The organism is Peredibacter starrii, assembly GCF_034259205.1.
In the GTDB taxonomy this organism is placed as follows: Bacteria; Bdellovibrionota; Bacteriovoracia; order Bacteriovoracales; family Bacteriovoracaceae; genus Peredibacter; species Peredibacter starrii.
Window position 1 is genome coordinate 995740 of record NZ_CP139487.1, and the last position, 21803, is coordinate 1017542.

The 21803-nt window shown below is 42.3% G+C and carries 26 protein-coding genes; 7 read left to right on the forward strand and 19 right to left on the reverse strand.

The window, feature by feature from the left end:
* Positions 1–3: 3 nt before the first annotated feature.
* The 4 genes from SOO65_RS04945 to SOO65_RS04960 form a co-directional block, all read right to left on the reverse strand.
* Positions 4–1419, reverse strand: coding sequence for a phospholipase D-like domain-containing protein (locus SOO65_RS04945; RefSeq protein ID WP_321397872.1), 1416 nt, complete (start codon positions 1417–1419; stop codon positions 4–6).
* Positions 1420–1580: 161 nt separating this feature from the next.
* Complete coding sequence (locus tag SOO65_RS04950) at positions 1581–1973, reverse strand: hypothetical protein (protein WP_321397874.1); 393 nt, start codon at positions 1971–1973, stop codon at positions 1581–1583.
* A 94-nt stretch (positions 1974–2067) separates the two neighbouring features.
* Entirely contained in the window at positions 2068–3033 is a 966-nt protein-coding gene (locus SOO65_RS04955) for an ATP-binding cassette domain-containing protein (RefSeq protein ID WP_321397877.1), read from the reverse strand.
* Positions 3030–3479 carry a DMT family transporter gene (locus SOO65_RS04960; protein ID WP_321397879.1) on the reverse strand — a complete coding sequence of 150 codons (450 nt, stop codon included), beginning with the start codon at positions 3477–3479 and terminating at the stop codon, positions 3030–3032. The genes SOO65_RS04955 and SOO65_RS04960 overlap by 4 nt, the downstream gene beginning before the upstream one ends.
* 37 nt (positions 3480–3516) lie before the next feature.
* Here SOO65_RS04960 and SOO65_RS04965 point away from each other — a divergent pair, with 37 nt between their 5' ends.
* Entirely contained in the window at positions 3517–4455 is a 939-nt protein-coding gene (locus SOO65_RS04965) for a hydrogen peroxide-inducible genes activator (RefSeq protein ID WP_321397882.1), read from the forward strand.
* On the opposite strand, the gene rarD is transcribed toward SOO65_RS04965, so the two are convergent.
* From rarD to SOO65_RS04980, 3 genes are read right to left on the reverse strand one after another with little or no spacing between them, the layout of a single operon-like run.
* A complete protein-coding gene (gene rarD, locus SOO65_RS04970; RefSeq protein ID WP_321397885.1) occupies positions 4448–5350 on the reverse strand; it encodes an EamA family transporter RarD in 903 nt (300 codons plus the stop codon). The genes SOO65_RS04965 and rarD overlap by 8 nt on opposite strands.
* 1 nt (position 5351) lies before the next feature.
* Positions 5352–6578 carry an MFS transporter gene (locus SOO65_RS04975; protein ID WP_321397886.1) on the reverse strand — a complete coding sequence of 409 codons (1227 nt, stop codon included), beginning with the start codon at positions 6576–6578 and terminating at the stop codon, positions 5352–5354.
* Positions 6579–6582: 4 nt separating this feature from the next.
* A complete protein-coding gene (locus tag SOO65_RS04980; RefSeq protein ID WP_321397888.1) occupies positions 6583–8085 on the reverse strand; it encodes an aldehyde dehydrogenase family protein in 1503 nt (500 codons plus the stop codon).
* 143 nt (positions 8086–8228) lie between these two features.
* Between SOO65_RS04980 and SOO65_RS04985 the strand changes: the two genes are divergently transcribed.
* On the forward strand, positions 8229–9035 hold the full coding sequence (locus SOO65_RS04985) for a DUF1338 domain-containing protein (protein ID WP_321397892.1): 807 nt from the start codon (positions 8229–8231) through the stop codon (positions 9033–9035).
* On the opposite strand, the gene SOO65_RS04990 is transcribed toward SOO65_RS04985, so the two are convergent.
* From SOO65_RS04990 to SOO65_RS05015, 6 genes are all read right to left on the reverse strand, one after another.
* A complete protein-coding gene (locus tag SOO65_RS04990) occupies positions 9029–9400 on the reverse strand; it encodes a response regulator (RefSeq protein ID WP_321397895.1) in 372 nt (123 codons plus the stop codon). The two genes, SOO65_RS04985 and SOO65_RS04990, sit on opposite strands and share 7 nt — an antisense overlap.
* A gap of 106 nt (positions 9401–9506) precedes the next feature.
* On the reverse strand, positions 9507–9647 hold the full coding sequence (locus tag SOO65_RS04995; protein WP_321397898.1) for a hypothetical protein: 141 nt from the start codon (positions 9645–9647) through the stop codon (positions 9507–9509).
* On the reverse strand, positions 9644–10072 hold the full coding sequence (locus tag SOO65_RS05000) for a hypothetical protein (RefSeq protein ID WP_321397901.1): 429 nt from the start codon (positions 10070–10072) through the stop codon (positions 9644–9646). Before SOO65_RS05000 ends, SOO65_RS04995 begins: the two co-directional genes overlap by 4 nt.
* Before the next feature lie 33 nt (positions 10073–10105).
* Positions 10106–10591 carry a YceI family protein gene (locus tag SOO65_RS05005; protein ID WP_321397904.1) on the reverse strand — a complete coding sequence of 162 codons (486 nt, stop codon included), beginning with the start codon at positions 10589–10591 and terminating at the stop codon, positions 10106–10108.
* A gap of 32 nt (positions 10592–10623) precedes the next feature.
* Entirely contained in the window at positions 10624–11685 is a 1062-nt protein-coding gene (locus tag SOO65_RS05010; protein WP_321397907.1) for an arginine N-succinyltransferase, read from the reverse strand.
* 2 nt (positions 11686–11687) lie between these two features.
* Positions 11688–13076 carry an aminotransferase class III-fold pyridoxal phosphate-dependent enzyme gene (locus SOO65_RS05015; protein ID WP_321397910.1) on the reverse strand — a complete coding sequence of 463 codons (1389 nt, stop codon included), beginning with the start codon at positions 13074–13076 and terminating at the stop codon, positions 11688–11690.
* 155 nt (positions 13077–13231) lie between these two features.
* Here SOO65_RS05015 and SOO65_RS05020 point away from each other — a divergent pair, with 155 nt between their 5' ends.
* The 5 genes from SOO65_RS05020 (at position 13232) to SOO65_RS05040 (ending at position 18668) form a co-directional block, all read left to right on the forward strand.
* On the forward strand, positions 13232–13543 hold the full coding sequence (locus SOO65_RS05020) for a hypothetical protein (protein WP_321397912.1): 312 nt from the start codon (positions 13232–13234) through the stop codon (positions 13541–13543).
* Positions 13540–14475, forward strand: coding sequence for a hypothetical protein (locus SOO65_RS05025; RefSeq protein WP_321397915.1), 936 nt, complete (start codon positions 13540–13542; stop codon positions 14473–14475). The genes SOO65_RS05020 and SOO65_RS05025 overlap by 4 nt, the downstream gene beginning before the upstream one ends.
* A 110-nt stretch (positions 14476–14585) precedes the next feature.
* The gene (locus SOO65_RS05030) at positions 14586–16628 is read left to right on the forward strand and encodes an alpha-ketoacid dehydrogenase subunit alpha/beta (protein WP_321397918.1); all 2043 of its coding nucleotides are present in this window, start codon (positions 14586–14588) and stop codon (positions 16626–16628) included.
* Positions 16629–16823: 195 nt separating this feature from the next.
* On the forward strand, positions 16824–17651 hold the full coding sequence (locus tag SOO65_RS05035; RefSeq protein ID WP_321397921.1) for a hypothetical protein: 828 nt from the start codon (positions 16824–16826) through the stop codon (positions 17649–17651).
* A 183-nt stretch (positions 17652–17834) separates the two neighbouring features.
* Positions 17835–18668 (forward strand): hypothetical protein, encoded by an 834-nt coding sequence (locus SOO65_RS05040; protein ID WP_321397924.1) that lies wholly within the window; start codon positions 17835–17837, stop codon positions 18666–18668.
* Positions 18669–18712: 44 nt separating this feature from the next.
* Here SOO65_RS05040 and SOO65_RS05045 read toward each other — a convergent pair whose 3' ends face one another.
* The 6 genes from SOO65_RS05045 to SOO65_RS05070 all read right to left on the reverse strand — a co-directional run bounded on the left by SOO65_RS05045 (position 18713) and on the right by SOO65_RS05070 (position 21799).
* Positions 18713–19591, reverse strand: a complete 879-nt coding sequence (locus SOO65_RS05045) for an IS3 family transposase (RefSeq protein WP_321400179.1) — start codon at positions 19589–19591, stop codon at positions 18713–18715.
* Positions 19588–19914, reverse strand: a complete 327-nt coding sequence (locus SOO65_RS05050) for a hypothetical protein (RefSeq protein ID WP_321392147.1) — start codon at positions 19912–19914, stop codon at positions 19588–19590. Before SOO65_RS05050 ends, SOO65_RS05045 begins: the two co-directional genes overlap by 4 nt.
* 146 nt (positions 19915–20060) lie before the next feature.
* A complete protein-coding gene (locus SOO65_RS05055; RefSeq protein ID WP_321397927.1) occupies positions 20061–20429 on the reverse strand; it encodes a hypothetical protein in 369 nt (122 codons plus the stop codon).
* Positions 20422–20874, reverse strand: coding sequence for a transcription antitermination factor NusB (gene nusB / locus SOO65_RS05060; protein ID WP_321397929.1), 453 nt, complete (start codon positions 20872–20874; stop codon positions 20422–20424). Before nusB ends, SOO65_RS05055 begins: the two co-directional genes overlap by 8 nt.
* Positions 20864–21364 carry a transcriptional regulator NrdR gene (nrdR, locus tag SOO65_RS05065; protein ID WP_321397932.1) on the reverse strand — a complete coding sequence of 167 codons (501 nt, stop codon included), beginning with the start codon at positions 21362–21364 and terminating at the stop codon, positions 20864–20866. The genes nusB and nrdR overlap by 11 nt, the downstream gene beginning before the upstream one ends.
* A gap of 177 nt (positions 21365–21541) precedes the next feature.
* Positions 21542–21799: a hypothetical protein gene (locus SOO65_RS05070; protein WP_321397935.1), complete on the reverse strand. Its 258-nt coding sequence runs from the start codon at positions 21797–21799 to the stop codon at positions 21542–21544.
* Positions 21800–21803 lie beyond the last annotated feature (4 nt).

The window sequence follows — 21803 nt, forward strand, 5'->3', positions numbered from 1 at the left end:
AAATTAGAGCTGGTGTTTAATAAGTGGAACGGCCTGTTCGATGACTCTAACTGCGCCTTTCTTAAAATTTCCTACTTCTGCGTCCTGAAGGTCCTTGTTCATCTCTTGTCTGTCTTTACCTACAAGAAGTGAATCGGCCTTGAACTTATTAATGATGACTGTCAGGTCTTTGGCGATTCCTGAGCCTTTAGTGTCCTTGATCATGATACCGACTTCACGATTGAGTTTTGAAGAACGAGGATCAAGGTTATAAGTACCAATCAAGGCAATTTCATCGTCAATTACAGCGGTCTTAGCGTGAGTTGTATCCACTAAATTATACTCATAAAGTTCAATCCCCATGGCAATCATGGCGTCTTTCGCTGCTTTATAACCGGCCTGAGCAAAGAGGTTATCCGTCGATTTAAGAGAGTTCGTGATAATGGTTACTTTAACTCCACGATCGATTAGGTCCTGGAACATCGTGTGAGCACGTTTCGTTGGAATCAGGTAAGGAGAAAGAATAAGGACTTTCTTCTTCGCCTTACTCACGATTGAGTAAAGTTCATCACTCACAAGCATGTTCTTAGAACCCATGTTCTTGTCAGTTGAGTTAGACAGAAGTTTTACCCCATCAATTTCTTTAGCGTCTTTGAACCAGTCACGACCTGTGTTCCACTTTGCGTTTCCTTTACCGCTCTTTAATCTTTCAATGAGTACCTTCATTCTTTCCGAAGAAGATTTCACATCTCGAAGCATAAGAGCATAAAGCTTATCAACGTTCTCATCACAATCAGGGCCATGGAGAACGTCACAAATATAAACGAGTTTTTCACGCTGAAGTTTATCGTAGTAGGCCTTCTTTACGATATCGTTCTTTTCCCAAAGTCCCATGTAGTACTTGCGGGTCTCTTGAACCACTTTACCACTGATCATAATATCGAGATCATGGAAGTTTCTCTTCTTATCCAGACCGAAATATTTAGCGTCTACGTTTCGTCCACCAATAATGATTTTTGTTCCATCGACGACAAGCATTTTATCGTGAACGCGGTTAAAGATATCGTAAACCGTATGAACATCTTCCAGACGGTTAAAGAGCTTGAAAGTGATGTTGGTATTACCGTTTTTATCTTTACAGTCACGTTGAGTGGCCGCGATGGTCGTGTCTTTTACGCTGCTTGATAGGGCATCAAGAAGAATGCGAACTTGTACACCTCGTTTCGAGGCCTCACAAAGAAGAGCAACCCCGGTGGTTGAAACGTCATCATCTGTTACGGCGAAGTATTCGACCAGGATTTCAGATTTTGCTTGTTGAATGAGATCTACGCGAGCTTGCAGGGCCTCTTTATCATCATAGAGAAAGCGCGCTTTTTCGGCCTTCACCTGAGTGGCAAGAGTCATTAACATAGTCAAAGCTAGTGTTTGATGAATCCTCATAGAATTCCCCTGTAAATGGTTATGATGGAGTACTAAGCAATAAGCTTGCCAGGATCATGGACGGGGAATCATGAGGCTAGGATTTAAGCAATGATTAAAAAATGGGAAGTGTCTAAAACTTAGACAGGGCCTTTTTAATTAGGCCCTGAGATAAATTGAAATTAGTTCGAACAAGTGACAGTAAATTCTCTAGTTTGGTTACTGACAATAAACTTGCCTTCAAGATCACCTTTCGCGAGGTTTAGAGTATAAGGAACTTCTGACTCAATACCGATGCCATCAGTTGAAAAATTCACTCGAAAGGCCTTGGAGTCGGAAGTCGTTATAACAGAAATATTTGAGCCATCAATATTACTTGAAAGAGAAGCATTCGAGCATAGAAGAGGTTTCCCTGTATTGTCTCGGCATCCGCTTAATCTTTGTCCTATCAATTCATGAGTGGTCGATAGACCTGATAACTTATCATGTGAAATGACTTCGCATTTTAAATTGGTCTCTGATGCAAATGAATTAATCGCGAATAATGCAGATACTAGAACTAGAACCTTCTTCATAATGTCCTCCAAAATTTCATGGAGTTTATCAGAGGTTCGTTCTTTGCTGATGTTCTTTGAAAGACTTTCCAAATGTGATCAAATTTTAGACGGCCTAAAGCGGAATCAGAAAGCACTCTTCCCAGATGGGCATGATTTTTACTTTCTCTTGAACGTCCACGGTAGGCATAGTTTTAAGCACTAACTGGCGGCCATCAAATCGAAGACGGTGCTCAATACCCTGACGAGTGCCGTAGCTTTCTTCGATCTGAGCTTCAAGACCTTCATTCATCTTCCAGGCGTTGTCAGGAATCACCATAATGCCTTCGCTGGCATTTGCAAGAGACGCGTTCCATTTACCCCAAGGAGTTTCCGCAACACCTTGTTCAAACTTCACTGGGATAAAATTCTGGTAACCCATGAATTGGGCCACGAAGAGATTTCTTGGATTTCTTAAAAGCGAAAGTGGAGTGCCCAGTTGTTCCAGGCGACCAAAGTTCATAAGCCCCACGATGTCAGAGTACTTCAGGGCCTCTTCTAGTTCATGAGTCACCCAAAGGACAGTGATCCCTTGCTGACGGATAAATTGAAACAGACCATTTAAGATATCTCGACGAGTGAATGGATCCAGATGCGTGAATGGTTCATCCATTAAAAGAAGAGCAGGACGATTAATCAGCTCTGCCGCTAAGAGGACCTTTTGTCTTTGTCCGCTTGAAAGCTGGAAAAGATTCTGACGGAGTTGGAAAGTAAACTCAAAAGTGTCCGCAAGGTCGCGGGCCAGTTGAATCTTCTTCTCGTCATCAACATCAATAGTCACCTTACTGATCAAAAACTTTTGAACGTTCATATCCGTAAGGATTTCGTGAGTCGGAAATAAGGATACTGAACCATCAGTCTCAAAATTCCCCTGATCAGAATTCAGTTGGCCTGAAAGGATTTTAAGAAGCGTGGTTTTACCACTTCCATTCGGTCCCATAATTCCCATAACAATTCCCTTATTCAGGGTGAAGTTAAGAGCATGAAGGCCCGCGATACCGCGTGAATCGAATTGTTTAGAAAGATTATTTACTCTGATCATGTGCCTTTCTTTACCACTAAAAAGAGCCCTGCGAAAAGAAGAATGACGCCTAAAATGCGAGTCATATTTATCGGTTGAGGAGTCAGATTCATAAGTCCATAGTGATCAATAATCACGGACATAACTAGTTGACCTGTCACGTAGGAGGCAATCATGGTGGTGGCACCCAGTTTCGGGATAAAAATCATGGCCGCAGTGACGAAGATGGCACTTAAGATACCACCCAAAAACATATACGGTGGCGCTTCAGTGACTCGTTTTAAATCATTCATCGTGACGCCCTGGAGAAGCAATAAAAAGCTCAACCCAATTGTTCCCACAATGAGAGAAATAATCGGAACGAGATAGGGATGCTTTAGGAAGCGAGTAAATTCTGCATTGATTCCCGCCTGAATGGGCATCAAAGTCCCGATAAAGACGGCCGTCAGAATTAAAACGTAGATCATATTCGACCTCGGCATGAATATATGGTTCAATAAAAGTATGACATTAACTCAATTAAATTACATCCTCGCTGTTGATAGAAACCGTAACTTTGCTCAGGCCGCAAAAGAGTGCTTCGTGACTCAGCCGACCTTAAGTATGCAAATTCAAAAGTTAGAGGACTATCTCCAGATCATCATTTTTGATCGCAGCAAAACTCCGGTTGAACCAACACCCATGGGTAAAAAGGTTTTGGAGTATGCTCGTAAGGTCATGCAGGGTGCTCATGAACTTGAGGAACTTTCAAAATCTCTTCGCGGTGAAATCGCTGGAGAGTTTATCCTGGCAGTTATCCCGACATTAGCTCCTTACGTTCTTCCATTGTTCGTAAGAAAATTCGTAGAAGAGTACCCGCAGGTTGAGCTCAAGATTTTTGAATACCAAACTGACGAAATTATCCGTTACCTTAAAGAAGGAAAAATCGACGGCGCTATTCTTGCGACTCCACTTGAGACAAAAGAGCTGACTGAAGAACACCTTTTTTACGAGCCATTTAAAATCTTCCTTTCTCCAAACCATGAACTCCTTAAAAAGAAGACCGTGGATGAGAAGGACCTTGATATTAAAGAAGCATGGTTACTCAAAGAAGGTCACTGCCTTCGCGCTCAGGCGCTGCACCTGTGCCAATATAAAAACGTTGGTGAGGGCAGACAGCTTTTCTTTGAAGCAGGAAGCTTGGAAACTCTCATTAATATGGTGAAATCTTCAGAAGGTTTTACAGTACTTCCATATCTCGCGAGCCAGAATATGAGCACCGCTGATCAGAAGCTTCTGAAAGACTTCAAAAATCATGTGCCTGTACGTGATATTAGTTTTGTGACTGGTCCGCTTTCGATGAAAAAATCAATTGAGAAGGCGCTAGTGAAAACCATTCTTCTAACGATTCCAAAAGAACTTAAGAAAGCAAATTCTAAAACAGAAGTGGTGGCCATTAACTAACGGCCGCCACCTTCTTATTTTTCTGCATAAAATAATACGATTCAGTTGTATACCAGGCAAGTGCCACCCAAATAAGAAGGAAAGCATTAAGCTTATCCGGGCTTAATGGTTCATGCAGGACTAATAGTCCGCACAGAAACTTCAAACTTGGTGAGAGGTATTGAATAAATCCTAGAGTCTGAAGTTGCAGGCGACGGGCGCTGTAAGCAAACAGTACTAATGGGATACAAGTCACAAGTCCCGATAGCAACAGAGTTCCAATTTGCCAGCCAGGAAGAACTCCCAGAATTGTAAATGGAGTTGTGGGCCCAAAATGCCAGATCGCAAGGATTGGCAAAATCATAAAACAAGTTTCAAAAGTAAGACCTTCTAGTGAGCCCACATTGGTGAACTTACGAAGGAGCCCATACATCGCAAAAGTCAAAGACAAGGCAATCGCGATCCACGGAAAGTTTTGTAAATCGGTTTGAAGGGCCATCATCACGATAGAAATTAAGGCGAGGGTAATAGCTGGCCATTGAGTCGGGCGAAGCTTCTCTTTCAGAATTAGCCATCCCATAAACACATTAATGAGCGGATTCAAGAAGTAACCCATACTCGCTTCAAGCACCTTGCCAACATTCACGGCATAGATATAAAGCAGCCAGTTGGATGAAATGAGAATTGCCGACATCATCAGCATGTTACGCGTGCGTTTTTGTTTCCAAATTTCTTTTAGACTTCCAGTCTTCTTGGTGAAAACTAGAATAATCATCAAGGTTACGAACGACCAAAGAAGTCGATGAGCAAACAAATCCCAGGCACTCACGTCATGAAAGATCTTCCAATAGAGAGGAAAAGTTCCCCACATGGAGAAGGCGAGCATGGCAGCGAGATGGGCCTTTGAAATTTTCATGTTATCTCAGGTTAAATTTATTCTTGATCCTTAAAGCAATAAAGATGGCAATAATTGAAGTAACAACTCCAACAACTCCTACGATATTGTAATGAGTAAGAGCACCGGCCGCAGTAGATCCCAAAATCAAGCCCGCACCTTGAGAGGCCAGACCAGAGGATAACTGTCTTGAAGCATTTTCAAGGCTCATAAACGTTCCGCGCTCTTCAGGTTTGACAACAGCTGAAACCAGAGTCATTGCCGGAATAAAGCGGGCCGAACCCATCATGGTGAAGAGTGAGCTCACAATAAGAATGATCCACAGGGGAGATGTTGGGAGATTGGTCAGAAGAAAAATAGGAACGATAGAAATCAATGCCACTACTTTGAAGACGGCGAAGCTTCCGATTCTATCGCAAAGTTTTCCCACAGTTCTAGCTGTAATAATTGTACAAATTCCACCAACCAAATAGATCAAAGGAAGCTTATCTTCAGGTAAGCCAGCGTTTCTTACGAGATAGGTTGAGATAAAGGGAACAATCATGAAGATACCAAAACCCAAAGTACTCGTGAGAGTAAAGGCCTGGATGTAGTCCTTTTGGATCAGGATCGATTTAAAGTTCATGAGATTTGACTTAAAGCTTCGAGGCTCAGTCTTGATCTTCACCGAAGGAAGAACAAAATAAGCGGCTATCCAGAAAATTAAACCAATGATGCAAATGAAGTAAAAGGCCCCATGCCAATCAAAAGCATTTGCAATAAAGAGACCTGTTGGCACACCTAAAATACTACTGATAGAAAACGCCGACATCACCACACCCATCGCGGCCCCGCGGCGTTGATAAGGGATGAGATCAGATACTAGTGATAGAACGCTGGCATTTAAGATTCCGCCAAAGGCCCCTGCAATGATTCTGGCCGCAAGAAGTGCACCAAAGTTTGGCGAGATGGCGCACATGAATGTTCCGATAATGAATCCAGAAAAGTTAAATAATAAAAACTTCTTACGATCAAAGTGATCGGCGTAAAGGGCACCAAAAAATCCTACGATCCCTGCACTGAAAGTATAAGCAGAAACCAGAGTCGAGAATTCGACTGGAGAAATATTAAAGACTCGCATGAACTGAGGACCCAAAGGCATCATGATCACGAAGTCTAAAATATGCGCCACCTGAATGGCCGCTAAGATAATAATAATGAATCTCTCCTTACGGAGAGCGGCCAAATCGTCAGTTGCAGGAACGTTCATCTTTTTAGTCTTTTAAGCCTACAACTTCAGAAAGTTTAGAGCTTGTATCATCCAACGTTTCAAGAGAAGCAACTGTGCTTACACAGTGATCGATCATCGAAACCGCTGCAGGATGGTGGTTACCGGAATTCTTAACACCGCCAAATGGAAGTCTGGCAGTAGCACCTACAGTAGAACGATTGAGGTTAATGAGACCTGCATCGATGTCACGAAGGCAAAGATTATAAATGTCAGCATCGCGAGTATAAACTGATGCTGCTAGACCGTATTGAGTACAGTTGGCAATATGGATCGCCTCTTCAATGTCCTCATAAGGAACGAAGAAACAGTTTGGCCCGAAGATTTCTTCCTGAATGAACTTACCTTCAAGGTTTGGCTTCTTCGCATAGTGAATTGAAGGAGACACATAGTAACCCTGGAAGCCAACATCAAGCTTACGAGGAGATACGATCTCTTCTGCGCCTTCTTGTTTTCCGAAGTTACAGAAATCAAAATAAAGTTTCTCAGCATGCTCATCAATCAGAGGGCCCATGAAAGGATCTGGTTGAGAAGTAGGGTGACCAACACGAATTCTTTCTGTCACAGCTTTAAATTGAGAGATGAATTCCTGCTCGATCTTCTTATGCACAAGAATCATTGAAGTCGATGTACAACGCTGACCAGAAGTTAAGAAACATGCTCTTAGAAGCTCTGGAAGCGCGTGTGAGATATTTGTATCGTGGTGAATGATAGTTGAGTTCTTACCACCAAGTTCAAGGGCCACAAGTTTCGAAAGATCTTTATAAGTGTTTTCTACAATTCGCTGACCAACACCTTTTGAACCAGTGAAGAACACACCTCTGATACGCTGATCGCCAGTAAGTTTACCGGCAGTATGACCTGTGCCATTGATGAAGTTAATCACGCCCTCTGGGAAACCAGCAGCGTGGAAACATTCCATCATCAGTTGTGCTGAATAGATTGTTTTCTCTGATGGCTTGAAGATAACTGAGTTACCAGCAAGAAGAGCGGCAAGAATCTGACCGTTTGCCAGGTGACAAGGGAAGTTGAAAGGGCCAATCACAAAACAAGGGCCCAGTGGTTTATAAACCGTGTGACCATCGATCTTTGGCATAACTTCTTTGATCGTTTCACGCTTAATGCGCTCAAGTGAATCAGTAATTGTTACTGTTACTTTGCTATCAAGAGCAGCGGCTTCAGTCTTTGCCTCCCAAAGTGGTTTACCCACTTCAAGTGCCAGTGCCATTGAGATCTCATCTTTACGAGCACGGACGGCCTCCTGATATTTTTTAAGGAATGCAATTCTTTCTTCGAAAGAAGTTTTTCTCCAGGTTGCGAAACCTTTCTGGGCCGATTCAATGACCGGTTCAATATGATCGTAATAAACACCAGCTTCCCACAGAACTTGTGTAAGGTCGGCAGGGCCACGTTTTAAGATCTTTTCTTGAGCATTAGATGATTGGTGAAAACGACCATTAAAGTAGTCGCCTTTGAGAGTCATTTGCATGGGAAATCCTTCTCTTGAATGATGATCCCAATCATACTCTTTTCCCTCAAATATGGCACTAATAATACGGAGAGTTAAATTATCTCGGGGGTTCCCGAGTAAGCTATAAATCTGGTACGATGGTGCCATTCAGGAGAACTAATATGACAGTAAAAACTCTACCGGCCTTGTTGGACAAAATGTGGCAAGACTATATCGCCATTAACCCATTAGCGAAGAAGATCAGTGACTTACTGGTTGGAGAAGGTGAGAAAATCCTGAACGATCACATTGCACTTCGTACGTTTAACCACCCAAGAGTTGGGGTAGACGTGATGGCAAAGCCTTTTATCGAAGCTGGCTATAAGTACAGCGGTGATTATCATTTCCCGGAAAAGAAGCTTTATGCAAAACACTATGAGCATCCGGATCACACACTTCCTAAGATCTTTATCTCTGAACTTAAGCTGGAAGAGTTCTCACCAGAGCTAAGAAAAACCGTAAATTCTCTGGTTGATCAGATTCCTGCCGGCGCTGAAAATGCTTATGATTTCGTTTCTACTGGCCGTCCTTGGAAAGTGACGACGAAGATTTACCAGGACCTTATGAAGGAAAGCGATTACGCGGCATGGGTTTCGGCCTTTGGTTACCGACCAAATCACTTTACTGTTTTTATCAACGAATTAAAAAAATACTCGGATATCCTGGTTTTGAACGATCACCTTAAAGCACAAGGTTTCAAACTGAATGCGAGTGGTGGGGAAGTGAAGGGCTCTAAAGAAGTATGTCTTGAGCAGTCTTCAACGTTGGCCAACAACATCGAAGTAACTTTTGATGATGGTAAACTTACAATCCCAGCTTGTTATTATGAATTCGCGAAACGCTATCCGATGAAAAATGGACAGCTTTATCAGGGATTCGTTGCTGCTTCAGCAGACAAGATTTTCGAATCGACTAGTAAGGGTCAATGATTTAATTGCGCCGACATGTGCTTACGAATGGAGTCTTCCAATGACATAAAGTTGGGCTTCATAAGTAGGTCGTTGGCGCCAAGCTCTCGAACTTCACGTTTTAACTGTTCCGTTCCATGGCCCGTGAAAAAGATGATAGGTTGACTGAAACCACGTTCACGGGCGATCTTCATAAATTTTAGACCGTCCATTACTGGCATCTTGATATCAGATACAACGCAGTCAATTTTCTTCTCTTCCAGAATTAAAAGAGCTTCTGCTCCGTTGTTGGCTATGAAAATTTCTTTCGCCTCATCTTCCAGCAATTCTTTCATGCTTTCTGATAGTTCCTCTTCATCGTCAACTAATAGTAGATTGCCTTTCATAGAATTCACCACGTCGTCAGTATACCCTGAAATTACGCTTTCTTTTAGGCCTTGGAGCGAAATTTAAGGACTTCTTTAGAATGAGCGAAGTGCTGAAGTCTGTTTTTTATTTACTTTGATTTTCTTTTTCTTCCTCTAATTTAGAGGCAAATTCGATGAGAACGTAATCATTACTTGGATTCTCAGGACGAGAAGGGGCGCATGAAGACAGAATAGAGGCAGCGATTAAAAAATAAATGATTTTCATTTTTTATCTTTCAGCTCGTTAATGATTGGCTCAAGTTCACGGAAAAAATCATTCTGACGAAATTTAAATGGTTCGTTTTTCAAGCTCGGATCCAACAGATGTTGTTTCATCTTATAGATCGGGCCCGCAATACGATGTGAAATAATCAAAGTCACAACAAGAAGAAGAACGAAGTTTGCCACCGCCAGACCAATAAAAAGCATATCAAGATCATGCTTCTGGGCCTCAAGAAATTGGTGAAAAACGTGACCTTCAGGAATTCCAACTTTGAGTCCTTTGTTTTTCATGTTCCAGAAAAACAAGTAAGTCGTAGAGTAGAGGCAGGCGGTAGAAAGAATGAAGAGGCCCACGAAGTAGCCAATGAGTTTTAATTGAAAAGGACCATTAATCAAAATTTTGTTCAGTGATCTTTCTTTAATGCTCATACTTTCCTCAGAATCTTTCTACCGAAGGCCCTATTACTTAGCTTTGTAAGGAAGAATTGTCTCAACGTTAATTGTGTCTTCAACACCAACACCAAGATATTCAGCTTTGGCCATTTTAAAATCTGATGCCTTCACAGAGAACTTAGCAACAACTTCATCGTTCTTGGTTGTGTAAGTGATGTTAACGGGCCTTTTCTCGCCATTAACTTCCAGCATAGCAGTGGCCTTACCACCTTGGGCCTTAAGATCCGTCAGCGTGGCCTTCGGATGCTTTGATGAATTCATGTGCTTCCAGGTATGCTCATCACGAAGATCAATTCCTGTGTTGAAAGACTCGATTGAAACTGTGATTTTATCAGCAGTGAAGTTATCACCCTGTTTTACCAGGTTACCTTTCACTTTTTTACTAACGGCCTGAAATGAACCGGCCGGGCTTAATGTTACGAAAAGAGTCACTTTGCTTTCAGCAAGTGCGAAAGAAGAAATAAGAGCGAAACTAAGTGCTACGAACAATTTCATGCATGACCTCTAAGAGTATGTTGATGAGAGAGTTATTTCTTTTTAGGAGAAGCCTTCTTCTTTATCGGCTGTGCCTTCGGTTTAAATGAAACAAAACGGATTTTGTCCCCGACGCGAAGTTTGAGTGCAGCTGCTGTCACTCCCGATACTTTGTAGCCGCCCGATTTGAGCTTAACCACGCCACCTAGGGCAGAACGGAAATTGCCACTGGTACGAGAGATGATAAAGATTTCTGACTTGAAGTTCTTATCGGAAACTTCAGCGATTTCTCCAATAGTGCTTTCTTTGATTGCACGAATATTGTCCACTTCAGCGATAAGAACCGGACCTGGCTCAAAAATCCCCACCAGACCAGAGAATCGGAAACCTTCTTGCTCGAGAATGCGTTTAGCGGGTTCAGTATTTGGATGAACCTTACCAACCACAAATTGTGCGTCTTCCGGAAGAAGATTGGTAATGATTGGATACTTCGGCATCAGCTCTTCAATGAAGCGTTTATTCTTCACATACAAGTAATCGGCCGTCGGAAAATCAATTTTAAAGAAGTTCGCACCGACTGCGTCCCAAAAAGGAGAGTGGCCCGAATCGTTTACCATTCCGCGCATCTCGGCGATCACCTGATCTTCGAAGAACTTGCGGTTCTCGGCGATAAAGAGGAATCGAGAGAGAGAAAGGAAACGACCGTTTTGCGAATTACGGAAATCCGGGTGGAGATAGAGTGAACATATCTCCGCCGGACCGTTGTGAATAAAGTGAAAATGAAGTGAAGTAACATCATTTTTTACATGAATAGATTTCGACTCGTGATGAGTTTTTTCCATTCGGTAGAAGTAGTAAGGCTCGAATCCACCAATCTTGGAGATGATGGCACATACACCCACTAATCTTCCCGTAAAAAGCTCTTCCATGACGAAGAGGTAGTCTTCACCACCCGGACCATCTTCACGATGCAAGAAGCTTCGTTCAGACATACGGATTCTTTTTTTAAGGACCTCAGGGTCCTTAGGTAGAGACGTGAGACCATGCCCGGATTTCTCCAGGAGTTCCATCAGACCATCCAGGTCTTTTTGTTCGATCGGACGGATGATGAACATGCTTACTCGATCTCTAGAAGTGTTTTTTCGATGATGGCGCAAACTTCATCGATATGTTTTTCCTCAGTCACAAGAGCTGGCATAAGGAAACGCACACGTGCAGTAGGGTGACCACCGGCAAGGAACGAAAGCACACCGTTTTCAAAGAGTTTCATTGTGAATGCCTTAGACTTCGGCTCGTCTCCTTTAAAGAGAGACATACCAACCATCACACCAACACCATACGGACCTTGAAGCTTCTCAGGATATTTCTGAGCGATCTTTTCAAGGTTCTTCTTAAAGTGGTTATGAAGACGATTGTTCTTCCCGTTTTCACCAAGAAGACCACCGTTAACCATTTCATTGATAACATAGTAAGCGGCCGCGATCTGAGACGCTGAACCTGTGAATGTCTGAGACATTAGACCCGGCTTCGGCTTGTGTTCATCATTATAAAGAGTGGCACAAACTTGAGAGTTCTTACCAACTGATACCACGTCTACGTGTTTATCAAGTTTGAAGTATTGGAACGCAAATAGTTCTGAAGTACGACCGAAAGTCTGAACTTCATCCACCATCACAGAGATGTTGTTCTCTTTACATACGGCGATCAGGGCCTCGAAGAATTCAGTGTGACCGACCCATGAACCGTTCTCACCCTGAATAAGCTCCATGATGAAACCAGCGTGATGGCCAGGGAAGCGAGTGATGTATTTTTTCATCGCTTTCACTGCAGCATCGATTGAGGCCTGGTGATTATTAGCATCGTAGAATGGGATATAATCCACATCTACCGTCTTAGGAAGACCAACACGGTAAGCACCTTTATCTGTGACCCATGCCATACCTAGAGTACGACCGGCGAAACATTTCTCGAATGCGAAGAAGCGAGAAGCAGGGTTACGTTTTTGGAAAATCATTTTGAAGGCGTTCTCGTTTGCCATTGCACCTGAAGTGGTAAGGAAAACGTTTTTTACACCAGCGCCGTATTTACAAGCTTGCTTCGAGAACAACTCAAGAAGTTTCGCCGTATCAACGTTCTGCTGAAGGTGACCGTTCATAACAGTGTTTGAAATTGCACCGTTAATTTGGGCCTCAATAACACCTGGGTGAGAGTGGCCCATAGAGTGAACGCCAATCCCTGTGATGAAATCGTATTTAACTGAACCATCTCCAAGTTCAACGAGAGGGCCGTTACCAATTCCTGAACCAAGGTAATTATAAAAAAGAGCTCCACCACGAAACTCCGCTACTTTTTTAAGAAGAGCATCGTACGATTCTTTAAGTTCAGGATTACCTGGTTTAACACCAGTAATAGTTTTCTGATGTTCAGTCAGTGCTTCTTTGATAAGTTGTTTTGCTTTTTCTAAACGAGGATCTTGAAAGAAACCATCGGCAATTGTTTTGGCCATTTGTAACTCCAGAATGAGAAAAAATATAATGAGTTTTCGGCAGTTTATGACAGAGACTTGAAGTTAATCAAGGAATAAGGTGGAGAAGTTAATTGACTCATCTTGTCTGGTATATTGCATTCAAATCTTTCTCTCAATTAACCGATAAACAAGTGATGAAATTTGTTCTCTTTCTTCTGTTATTCACTCTTGGGGCACATGCCAGCGACTCAACCATCGAGGGGAAGGTGTCTATTCCCGCTGATTGTTCAAAGAAGGCCATGGTGTGGTTGTCTTTAGATAAAGAGAACTACAAAGAACGGCTGCTTCTCATGCATACAGAAGTTCCTCAAGGAGGAACTTATCGCTTCTATGTGAAACCCGGTAATTATCAAGTCAGGGCCTCAGATGAAAGCGGTTGTGAGTTCATGAAACGCGTTCAAGTTAAGGGCCCGCAGATTGAAAATATTCAGTTGGTGAAGAAATGAAAAAATATTTCATCCTTCTCCTTGTGCTGTTTTCTTTCCACGCTTTAAGTAGTGCCACAATTGATTGTGGTCCAAACCTCATTCGAGTCTGGACTCAAGCAAGTGGTATGACTTGTGTACCAAGAGTTGTAACTGCTCAATCACAATTATATTGTTTGCCAATTAATGCCCAGCCTTTTCAAATGAGTTTGCTACAGAATTTTCCAGTCGTGCTACAGGGACAAGCTCCTTGGTGGGCCGCTCAGGGAAATCTCTATTACCCGAATATGAATTACCCCGGCGCTTGGTCTTATCCGGGCATTCAAGCAAATTATTATCCTGGTCAAGGCCAGGTCTTTGCGGCCAAGCCCAACGTTTATGTTGAGACAGTTCTACCTACAACAAAATTCAGTTTTAAGTTTGTAACGAAGCAACACTTCCTCGCTCAAACGCCGTTACTGAATAAAGATGAGTGGAGTGGGAAAATTTTTGAGACAGATAAGTTTGAAGTTGATGGTGTGAACTACGACTATCTTTTCTATGACGTGCGACTTCCGAAAGAAAAAATGCAATTTGAAAATGGCATGTGTTCGACTCGTGAAGAAGTTATTAACTGGATGATCAAAGACCTGAAAGAGCTTAAACATTCAGAACTCTCGCTCCAGGATTTTGAAGAGCACTGGAGAGTGAAAATTCCTGATTATCCTTACTATTGTGTCTATCCTCAGTATAACCGTGAGTTAGACGCTGCTATTCCGGTAGAAATAGATCTCGAGCGCACCACTTTCATCAGAAGCCTCTTTGTTCTGGTTCCTCACAAAAAAGAGCCAGATGTGGACGAGCCTCAAGAAATTCCATTTCCTAGCAGTGACCCTACCGAGTACCGCCCAGGAGTTAAAATCAAACGTGAAAACACGTTTCGTGAATGGGGAGTGGCTTTCTTGGGATTCTAGGTTTGCTCCGTGTCAATAAGACCATTTTATTGCCGTTAATCTTGGGGTATGATAGTTATCCTTTTACTTTATTTTTTTAATTATTTGTTCACGCGACAGATGGAGCTCCTATGAAAGTTGCAAAACTACATGATCTTAAAAAGACGGATAAAAAAACATTAGAGAAGTGGTTACACTTACTAATTCTTGGACGCATGATTGATGAACGTGCTCCGAACTATTTAAAGCAAGCACTTGGTTGGTCATACCATGCACCATATGCTGGTCACGATGCTATTCAACTTGCTATCGGCCAGGTTTTCGATCGTAAGACCGATCACATGTTCCCTTACTACCGTGACATGCTAACTGCATTGTCAGCTGGTCTAACAACAGAAGAAATCCTTCTTAACGGTATCTCAAAAGCTACAGATCTAGCTTCTGGTGGCCGTCACATGTCTAACCACTTTGCTAAGCCTGAGTGGAACATCCATAACGTTTCTTCTTGTACTGGTAACCACACTCTACACGCTGTAGGTGTTGGCCGTGCGATGAAATTCTATAAGCACAAAGGTGTTGCGATTTCTTCTCAAGGCGAGTCTTCAGTTTCTGAAGGTTACTGTTACGAAGCGATCAACGGTGCTTCAAACGAAAAACTTCCAGTAGTATTCGTGTTCCAGGATAACGGTTACGGTATCTCGGTTCCTAAAGCAGATCAGACTGCCAACGAATTCGTATGTGATAACTTCACTGGTTTCAAAAATCTTCAAATCGTAAAATGCGATGGTAAAGATGTATTTGATTCTATGAACACAATGATCGCAGCTCGCGAGCACGCACTTAAGTTCTCTGAGCCAGTAATCGTTCACGCTATGTGCGTACGTATCGGTAACCACTCTAACTCTGATAACCACGAATGGTACCGTGATGAGAAAGAGCGTGCTGATGCAAAAGCTCAAGATCCTCTACCGAAGTTCAAAGCTGATCTTCTTAAAGCGAAGATCTTCACTGAAAAAGAAATCGCTAAGATCGAAGAGAAGGCCAAAGCTGAACTTCTTGAAGCTCACGCTAAAGCAGTTAAAGCACCAAATCCAACTCCAGAGTCGATCTTTGATCACGTTCTTCCACCTGCATATGAGCCTCAGAAATATACTGATGGTACTCACAACGATACTTCTGAACCTAAGAAGTTCATTGATGCAATTAACGGCACTCTTAAAGCTGAATTCCGTCATAACCCAAATACATTCATCTGGGGCCAAGACGTAGCTAATAAAGAGAAGGGTGGTATCTTCAACGTAACAAAAGGTATGCAACAGGAATTCGGTAAAGGCCGCGTATTCAACGGTCCAATCGCCGAAGACTATATCCTTGGTACAGCTAACGGTATGTCTCGTTTCGACCAAGACAAAATCCGCGTAGTTGTTGAAGGTGCAGAGTTCGCAGATTACTTCTGGCCAGCAATGGAGCAGTTCGTAGAAATGTCTCACGATCACTGGAGATCTAACGGCGCTTTCTCACCAAACGTAACAATCCGTCTTGCTTCTGGTGGTTATATCGGCGGTGGTCTTTATCACTCACAAAACATCGAAGGTACTCTTTGTACGTTCCCTGGTGTTCGCGTAGTTGTTCCAGCTTTCGCAGACGATGCTGCTGGTCTTCTAAGAACAGCAATGCGTTCTCAAGGTTGTACTGTATACCTGGAGCCAAAAGCTCTTTATAACGCTAAACACGCTATGACTTCTATCCCTGAGGACTTCGAAGTTCCTTTCGGTAAGGCCCGCGTTCGTCGCGAGGGTAAAGACCTTTCAATCATCACTTACGGTAACACTGTTCACTTCTCACTTGAGGCGGCAGAAATTCTTGCGAAAGAAGGCTTTGATGTTGAAGTACTAGATCTACGTTCACTTAACCCGCTTGATCTTGATGCTATCGTTGCAACAGTTAAGAAGACTCACAGAGCTCTTGTTGTTCACGAAGATAAAGTGTTCGGTGGTTTCGGTGGTGAGCTTGTTGGTCAAATCAATGAACACGCGTTCGAGCACCTGGATGCTCCAGTTCGCCGTGTAGGTTCGACTTTCACTCCAGTAGGTTTCAACCGTATTCTTGAGCGCGCTATCCTTCCAGATATGAATAAGATCTTGGTTGCCGCTCGCGATCTTCTAAATTACTAAGATCTTGATAGGGCCTCGAAAGAGGCCCTTTTTTTTGCCATGGGACGCCTCATGGCGAGAGTAGGCCTCTAAGCCCTTCATTAAAGCGGAAAAAGCAGGTAATTAATACAGTATAAAAAGTGCACTCATTATAGGCACTTGGGTCTCCCGTCAGTAATATGCCGGCAATTTCCATTCCCTATAAGGAGACCTCAGATGAAAAATTTCCTTTTAGCAGGGGCGATGCTCCTATCTTTCAATGCTTTCTCTCAGTCTTATCTCGTGCTTAATAACGGTGTGACTCTTACGACAGATAAGTCGGGTTTTATCTACGACTTCGGTAACTTTATTCTTCCATACAAGGTTCTTGCTAACGGCGGTAACTTCTTAATCGCTGAAGAGAGACTTTCTACAGTTGATGAAAACGGCTTCTTCTATACCAAGTCTGACAAGATCAAAAAAATTAAAGCTAAAGGTCAGAACTATTTCATTAATGACGACAATGATCTTGTGACGATTGATTCAAAAGGCTTCTTCTACGTTCTTGAAGATAAGGCCTTTAAGAAGGCCAATAACTTTGGTGGAAACTTTTTTACAGTTAAACCCGAAGACAAGAAGCCGGCAGTTGACCTTTATACAGTTAACTCAAACGGTAACTACTTTAAACTGAAAGTGGATCACTTAAATCCTGCCGACATCACAGTTTTCGGTGGAACTTATTTCCAAACGAAGTCGGGGGTTACTTATACAGTTAATAAAGATGGTTTCGTTTATCCGAAAACAGAAGTGAAAGTGAAAGCGATCAAGAAGACTGGTGGTAACTTCTTCATCGATTCAGACAATCTTCTTTATACCGTTTCTGAAGAAGGTTTCTTGATGCTTCCAGTTCTTCCAGCGAACATCAAGGTCTCAGAAATTGTAAAACTTGGTGCGAACTATATGATCGATACTCAAGGCCGCATCTTCGTGGTGGATAAAACAGGTGCAATGTATGAGCGCACAATTGATCACGATTTACTAAACGCAAAAGTACTTTCTTTCTAATTTGACGGGGCCCCATCAGGGCCCCTTTTTTTTGGCACAACCTTCCAGCACATTCAGTCACCTTAAGGAAACACAGAGCTATTCAAGCGCTTACTCCTCTCGGGCAAATTTAAAGTCACTCCATAGTAAAGCAAATGATACTTGAGTATAGTCGCTCTGCTTTTCAACTCAAGGAGATGACGAATGAAAAAACTAATGCTGGCAGCTCTTGCAACTCTTTCCCTTAATGCATTCTCTCAATCATATATCATCATGGATAACGGGATCACGATCACGACTGATAATTCCGGATATGCCTATGATTTTGGTCACTACGCTTTCCCTCAGAAGGTAACTCTGAAAGGTGGCCAGTACTTCGTAGAAGAAGGAACAATTCTTGCGACGATCGATGAAAACGGTCTGTTCTTCCGTAAGTACGAAATGATCCCTGAGAAGATCAAAGGCAAAGGCATCAATTACTTCTTATCGGAAGAGGGCGCTCTTTATGCCATCGATAAGAAAGGCTATGTGAAATTCACGGAGAATGAACTCTATAAGAAAGCAGTTAACTTCGGTGGAAACTATTTCACTGTAAACGATACAGAAGCTCAATCACTGGATCTTTATGTAGTTGATGGAACAGGTAAAGTGGCGAAGGCGGATGCTCCGTCTTTAAAAGTGAAAGACATCATCGCCTTTGGTGGAACATACGTGATGAACAATCGTGGTGTGGTCTTCACTGTTGCAAGTAATGGTGTGGTCACTCCTCAGGACGATGTTCGTGTAGGAATCATCACAAAGAAAGGTGGTAACTACTTCGTTGATTCATCTGGATATATGTTCACTGTTTCAGAGCAGGGGATTCTAAGAATGCCGGCACTTCCTCTGACTCTAAGAGTAAGCAGCATCTTGAAACTTGGAAGTAACTACTTCATCGATCAGAGCGGAAAGCTCTTCGTGGTTGATAAGGAAGGGAACATCTTCGAGCGCACTATGCGTGACTACGACTTCAAGACCGCGAAAGTTATTTCGCTTTAAAATAAGAAGGCCCCTTAATAATCTGTACCCCGTTTTTTGTACAGCTAAAAATGACCGCTAATAAAGCCCCGGTAACAAGCCGGGGCTTTATTATTTAAGGCCTTTTGTGGTCTTTCATTGTTGTAATATTCCATTACTTCCTTAACTTCGTTTTTTACATCTTCAAACGTTTTGCATTTTTTAAGTTCTAACAGATCTTTGAAGTGTCCAAAAAAGCTTTCTATTGGAGCATTGTCATAACAATTGGCCCTTCGAGACATTGACTGTGTGACACCAAATTCTTTAAGGAGATTTCGGAACGCTTCATGTGTGTATTGGAAGCCTTGATCAGAATGTATAATTAAAGAGCTTCTAATGTTAGGAGATAAGGTTCCTAAAAGCGATTTGAACTCTTCAGTGAACTGACTTACAGATGGAGAACGCATCAGTTTATAGGATACGATCTCATTTGTTCCCAAGTCTTTAGTTGCCGATAGATAAGCTTTCTCTCCAGATCCATAAAATAAAAAAGTCATATCTGTTGAATAAATGGAATTAGGAAGTGGGGTTACAAATTCTCTCCTGAGAAGATTGGGTACAAAAGCATTCTCCGAAGTAGGTAGACTCTTATAAGGATTTTTCCTTCTGATCTTAGTAATAAGACCATACTCACGCTTTATCCGTTGAATCTTCTTATGATTTATAGGTTTGATTCCAGAGTTTCGAATCATCATATCGATTGTTCGAGTTCCTCCTTTCTTTCGACTCTTCTCAAAAAACTTTTGTATTATTTCGAGAGAGGATAGATCTCGTTTTACTCTGTTTTCATTGTTTTTGAGATAATAGTAAAAACCACTTCTGCTAACTCCAGCGACCCTGCAGAGAGCTTGGAGTTTTAGTGAGGGAGATGATGTAATTGCCTTGTGGATTAATTCAAAAGCTATAGTTCGTCGTCCGCAAGGCCCTTCAACTTTTTTAGGTGAGCAATAACCTCTTTTTGATAGGCAATCTCAGCCTTCATCTCTTCAAAGGTCATATTTTCAAGTGACTTCCTTCGCCCCTTTTTTTCAGGGTGTAAGTCTCCAACTGCTCTAACCTTGCGCCTCCAGCGTCCCAAACAAGTATCAACAAACTTTTTGTCGAAGCAGTTAACTCCAAGTGTTCTGTTGAAGGTTTCTTCTCGAGTCATGCCTTCAATTAAAGAATCAAGGACAAGTCGCTTGAAGTGTTCGGTAAAAACAATCTGTTTCTCAGTAATTTTTGCCACGTATGGGCTAGATTTTAGAACTTTTAGGTCGGAATTAGAAAGGCCCTTCATGATCTGCTCCTTGTTAGGATTTTAACCCATTTTCCAGAAAAGCGGTTTTTTATGCTTGTCTAGAAAATGGGGTTCAGATCATAACGGGGCCTTCTTTATTGAATGATTCTTAGATGTGAGCTTAGTTTTCCGACTTGTTTTCGAAGATTATCAAAACCTTCCACTTCATCAATCACCAGAACGTCATTTTCAGTCGTGAGATCGTTTTTGAAGAGCGAGAGGTAGCTCTCCAGCTCTGCTGTTTTAAGCTCTTTCACGATCATCACATAAAGCGAGCGACCGAAGTTCTTTCCCACCACCACACGGCTAGTAACGCCATTAGCGGCACGAAGATTGGCGGTAAGAAGACCGTCCAAAAGATAGTCCACGTCCTCGTAATAAGAATTCTGGGGAGTCACTTCTTCTTTAGTGAGCCAGATGATTCCTGTTGTGAGTGGTGTGACTTCCTTTCGAATATCACTCATTGCGGTTTAACTCTTGCTTGAAAACGTTGTCCAGGATTCCGTTAAGGAAGCCAGCAGACTCTTTTGTAGAATATTTTTTACCAAGTTCGATGGCCTCGTTGATCACAACTTTGCCTGGAACTTCCGGATGATACTTAAGCTCATAAATCGCCATCATGAAGATGGTGTGTTCGATTTTAGAAATACGAGAAAGTTTCCAGTTCTTTAAGTACTTCACAAGGATCTCTTCGATCTCTTTGTTGGTCTTAAGAATGCCACTCACCAAAGTCGCAACATAGGCCTGTGCCTCACTGTCGAGAACGATTGAAAGAGTTTGTCTGAACTCTTGCATACGAGCGAAAATCTCAGTTGAATCCAGTTCTTTTTTCTGATCCTGGAAAGCTGCAAGTTGGAAATGGTAAAGAAATTGTAGGCAAAACTCACGTGCCTCGCGTTTAGTACTCACGGTTCTCATCCTTATTAGAAGCTGGATTTATTTTAAACTGGTTGTTCTCGTCGTGCTTAAGTTCGTTCACGAATTCTTCCACGTCCTGGAACTTACGATAAACTGCTGCAAAACGAATATAGGCCACTGGATCCAGGTGACGAAGATACATCATCACTAAATTACCAACGTCCTTAGTATTAACTTCTTTATCAGAAATATCTAATACTGCTTTTTCAATGTTCTGAATGATTCTTTCAATCTGAATGGCAGAGATTGGACGTTTTTCACAGGCCTTCTCGATACCAGTTAGAATTTTCTCACGCTTATATGGTTCGCGACGACCGTCACGTTTAATCACCATAGGCATTGAGAGTTCAACTGTTTCAAAAGTTGTAAAACGCTTCTGACAGGCCTCGCACTTTCTGCGACGACGGATAGTAGAGCCTTCATCCAGGTTTCTGGAATCTAGCACCTTGGTGTCAGGGGCCGAACAATAGGGACATTTCATAATGCAGACCTAAACTATATCTAGTGGTTTGTTCGGCTTTTTCTACCATGTATGGAACAAGTTGAGAAGCTAAATAGCTGATTCTGGGATAGGGCGAGGGCCTGTGATTTCTAAGGCTTGTACGTATTTGACGCAAATTCACTACGACGTCGTAGTAAACTTGCGTCGAAATAACGATTACTTCTTTTTAGGAGCTCCACATGAGCCTTCAGTCCATGTCTTATGGCCATGACATTCGGCCTCACAAGAGTTGCCGTAGTTCGTGCCGTTAGCACAAACAGGCTTGAAGATTTTCATGCAGTAGCAGGGCTGAACAGTATAAGGACTCACTTGAGCTGAGTCACTTTCGCCAGCAGATTCTACTTTAGGTTCTTCTTTCTTTTTCGTCGTACAAGAAACAGCAAAGGCGAGGGCGAGAATTAAAATGTACTTCATCTGA

What these genes read in the sequence shown, in the direction of transcription:
- SOO65_RS05030 (WP_321397918.1), top strand. Translation starts at nt 14,586, where the DNA reads ATGAAAGTTGCAAAACTACATGATCTTAAAAAGACGGATAAAAAAACA.
- SOO65_RS04990 (WP_321397895.1), bottom strand. Translation starts at nt 9,400, where the DNA reads ATGAAAGGCAATCTACTATTAGTTGACGATGAAGAGGAACTATCAGAA.
- SOO65_RS05025 (WP_321397915.1), top strand. Translation starts at nt 13,540, where the DNA reads ATGAAAAAATATTTCATCCTTCTCCTTGTGCTGTTTTCTTTCCACGCT.
- SOO65_RS04955 (WP_321397877.1), bottom strand. Translation starts at nt 3,033, where the DNA reads ATGATCAGAGTAAATAATCTTTCTAAACAATTCGATTCACGCGGTATC.
- SOO65_RS05015 (WP_321397910.1), bottom strand. Translation starts at nt 13,076, where the DNA reads ATGGCCAAAACAATTGCCGATGGTTTCTTTCAAGATCCTCGTTTAGAA.
- SOO65_RS04960 (WP_321397879.1), bottom strand. Translation starts at nt 3,479, where the DNA reads ATGATCTACGTTTTAATTCTGACGGCCGTCTTTATCGGGACTTTGATG.
- SOO65_RS05010 (WP_321397907.1), bottom strand. Translation starts at nt 11,685, where the DNA reads ATGTTCATCATCCGTCCGATCGAACAAAAAGACCTGGATGGTCTGATG.
- SOO65_RS05005 (WP_321397904.1), bottom strand. Translation starts at nt 10,591, where the DNA reads ATGAAATTGTTCGTAGCACTTAGTTTCGCTCTTATTTCTTCTTTCGCA.
- SOO65_RS04950 (WP_321397874.1), bottom strand. Translation starts at nt 1,973, where the DNA reads ATGAAGAAGGTTCTAGTTCTAGTATCTGCATTATTCGCGATTAATTCA.
- SOO65_RS04945 (WP_321397872.1), bottom strand. Translation starts at nt 1,419, where the DNA reads ATGAGGATTCATCAAACACTAGCTTTGACTATGTTAATGACTCTTGCC.
- SOO65_RS04975 (WP_321397886.1), bottom strand. Translation starts at nt 6,578, where the DNA reads ATGAACGTTCCTGCAACTGACGATTTGGCCGCTCTCCGTAAGGAGAGA.
- SOO65_RS05040 (WP_321397924.1), top strand. Translation starts at nt 17,835, where the DNA reads ATGAAAAAACTAATGCTGGCAGCTCTTGCAACTCTTTCCCTTAATGCA.
- SOO65_RS04985 (WP_321397892.1), top strand. Translation starts at nt 8,229, where the DNA reads ATGACAGTAAAAACTCTACCGGCCTTGTTGGACAAAATGTGGCAAGAC.
- SOO65_RS04995 (WP_321397898.1), bottom strand. Translation starts at nt 9,647, where the DNA reads ATGAAAATCATTTATTTTTTAATCGCTGCCTCTATTCTGTCTTCATGC.
- SOO65_RS04980 (WP_321397888.1), bottom strand. Translation starts at nt 8,085, where the DNA reads ATGCAAATGACTCTCAAAGGCGACTACTTTAATGGTCGTTTTCACCAA.
- nrdR (WP_321397932.1), bottom strand. Translation starts at nt 21,364, where the DNA reads ATGAAATGTCCCTATTGTTCGGCCCCTGACACCAAGGTGCTAGATTCC.
- SOO65_RS05055 (WP_321397927.1), bottom strand. Translation starts at nt 20,429, where the DNA reads ATGAGTGATATTCGAAAGGAAGTCACACCACTCACAACAGGAATCATC.
- rarD (WP_321397885.1), bottom strand. Translation starts at nt 5,350, where the DNA reads ATGAAAATTTCAAAGGCCCATCTCGCTGCCATGCTCGCCTTCTCCATG.
- SOO65_RS05070 (WP_321397935.1), bottom strand. Translation starts at nt 21,799, where the DNA reads ATGAAGTACATTTTAATTCTCGCCCTCGCCTTTGCTGTTTCTTGTACG.
- SOO65_RS04965 (WP_321397882.1), top strand. Translation starts at nt 3,517, where the DNA reads ATGACATTAACTCAATTAAATTACATCCTCGCTGTTGATAGAAACCGT.
- SOO65_RS05035 (WP_321397921.1), top strand. Translation starts at nt 16,824, where the DNA reads ATGAAAAATTTCCTTTTAGCAGGGGCGATGCTCCTATCTTTCAATGCT.
- SOO65_RS05020 (WP_321397912.1), top strand. Translation starts at nt 13,232, where the DNA reads ATGAAATTTGTTCTCTTTCTTCTGTTATTCACTCTTGGGGCACATGCC.
- SOO65_RS05000 (WP_321397901.1), bottom strand. Translation starts at nt 10,072, where the DNA reads ATGAGCATTAAAGAAAGATCACTGAACAAAATTTTGATTAATGGTCCT.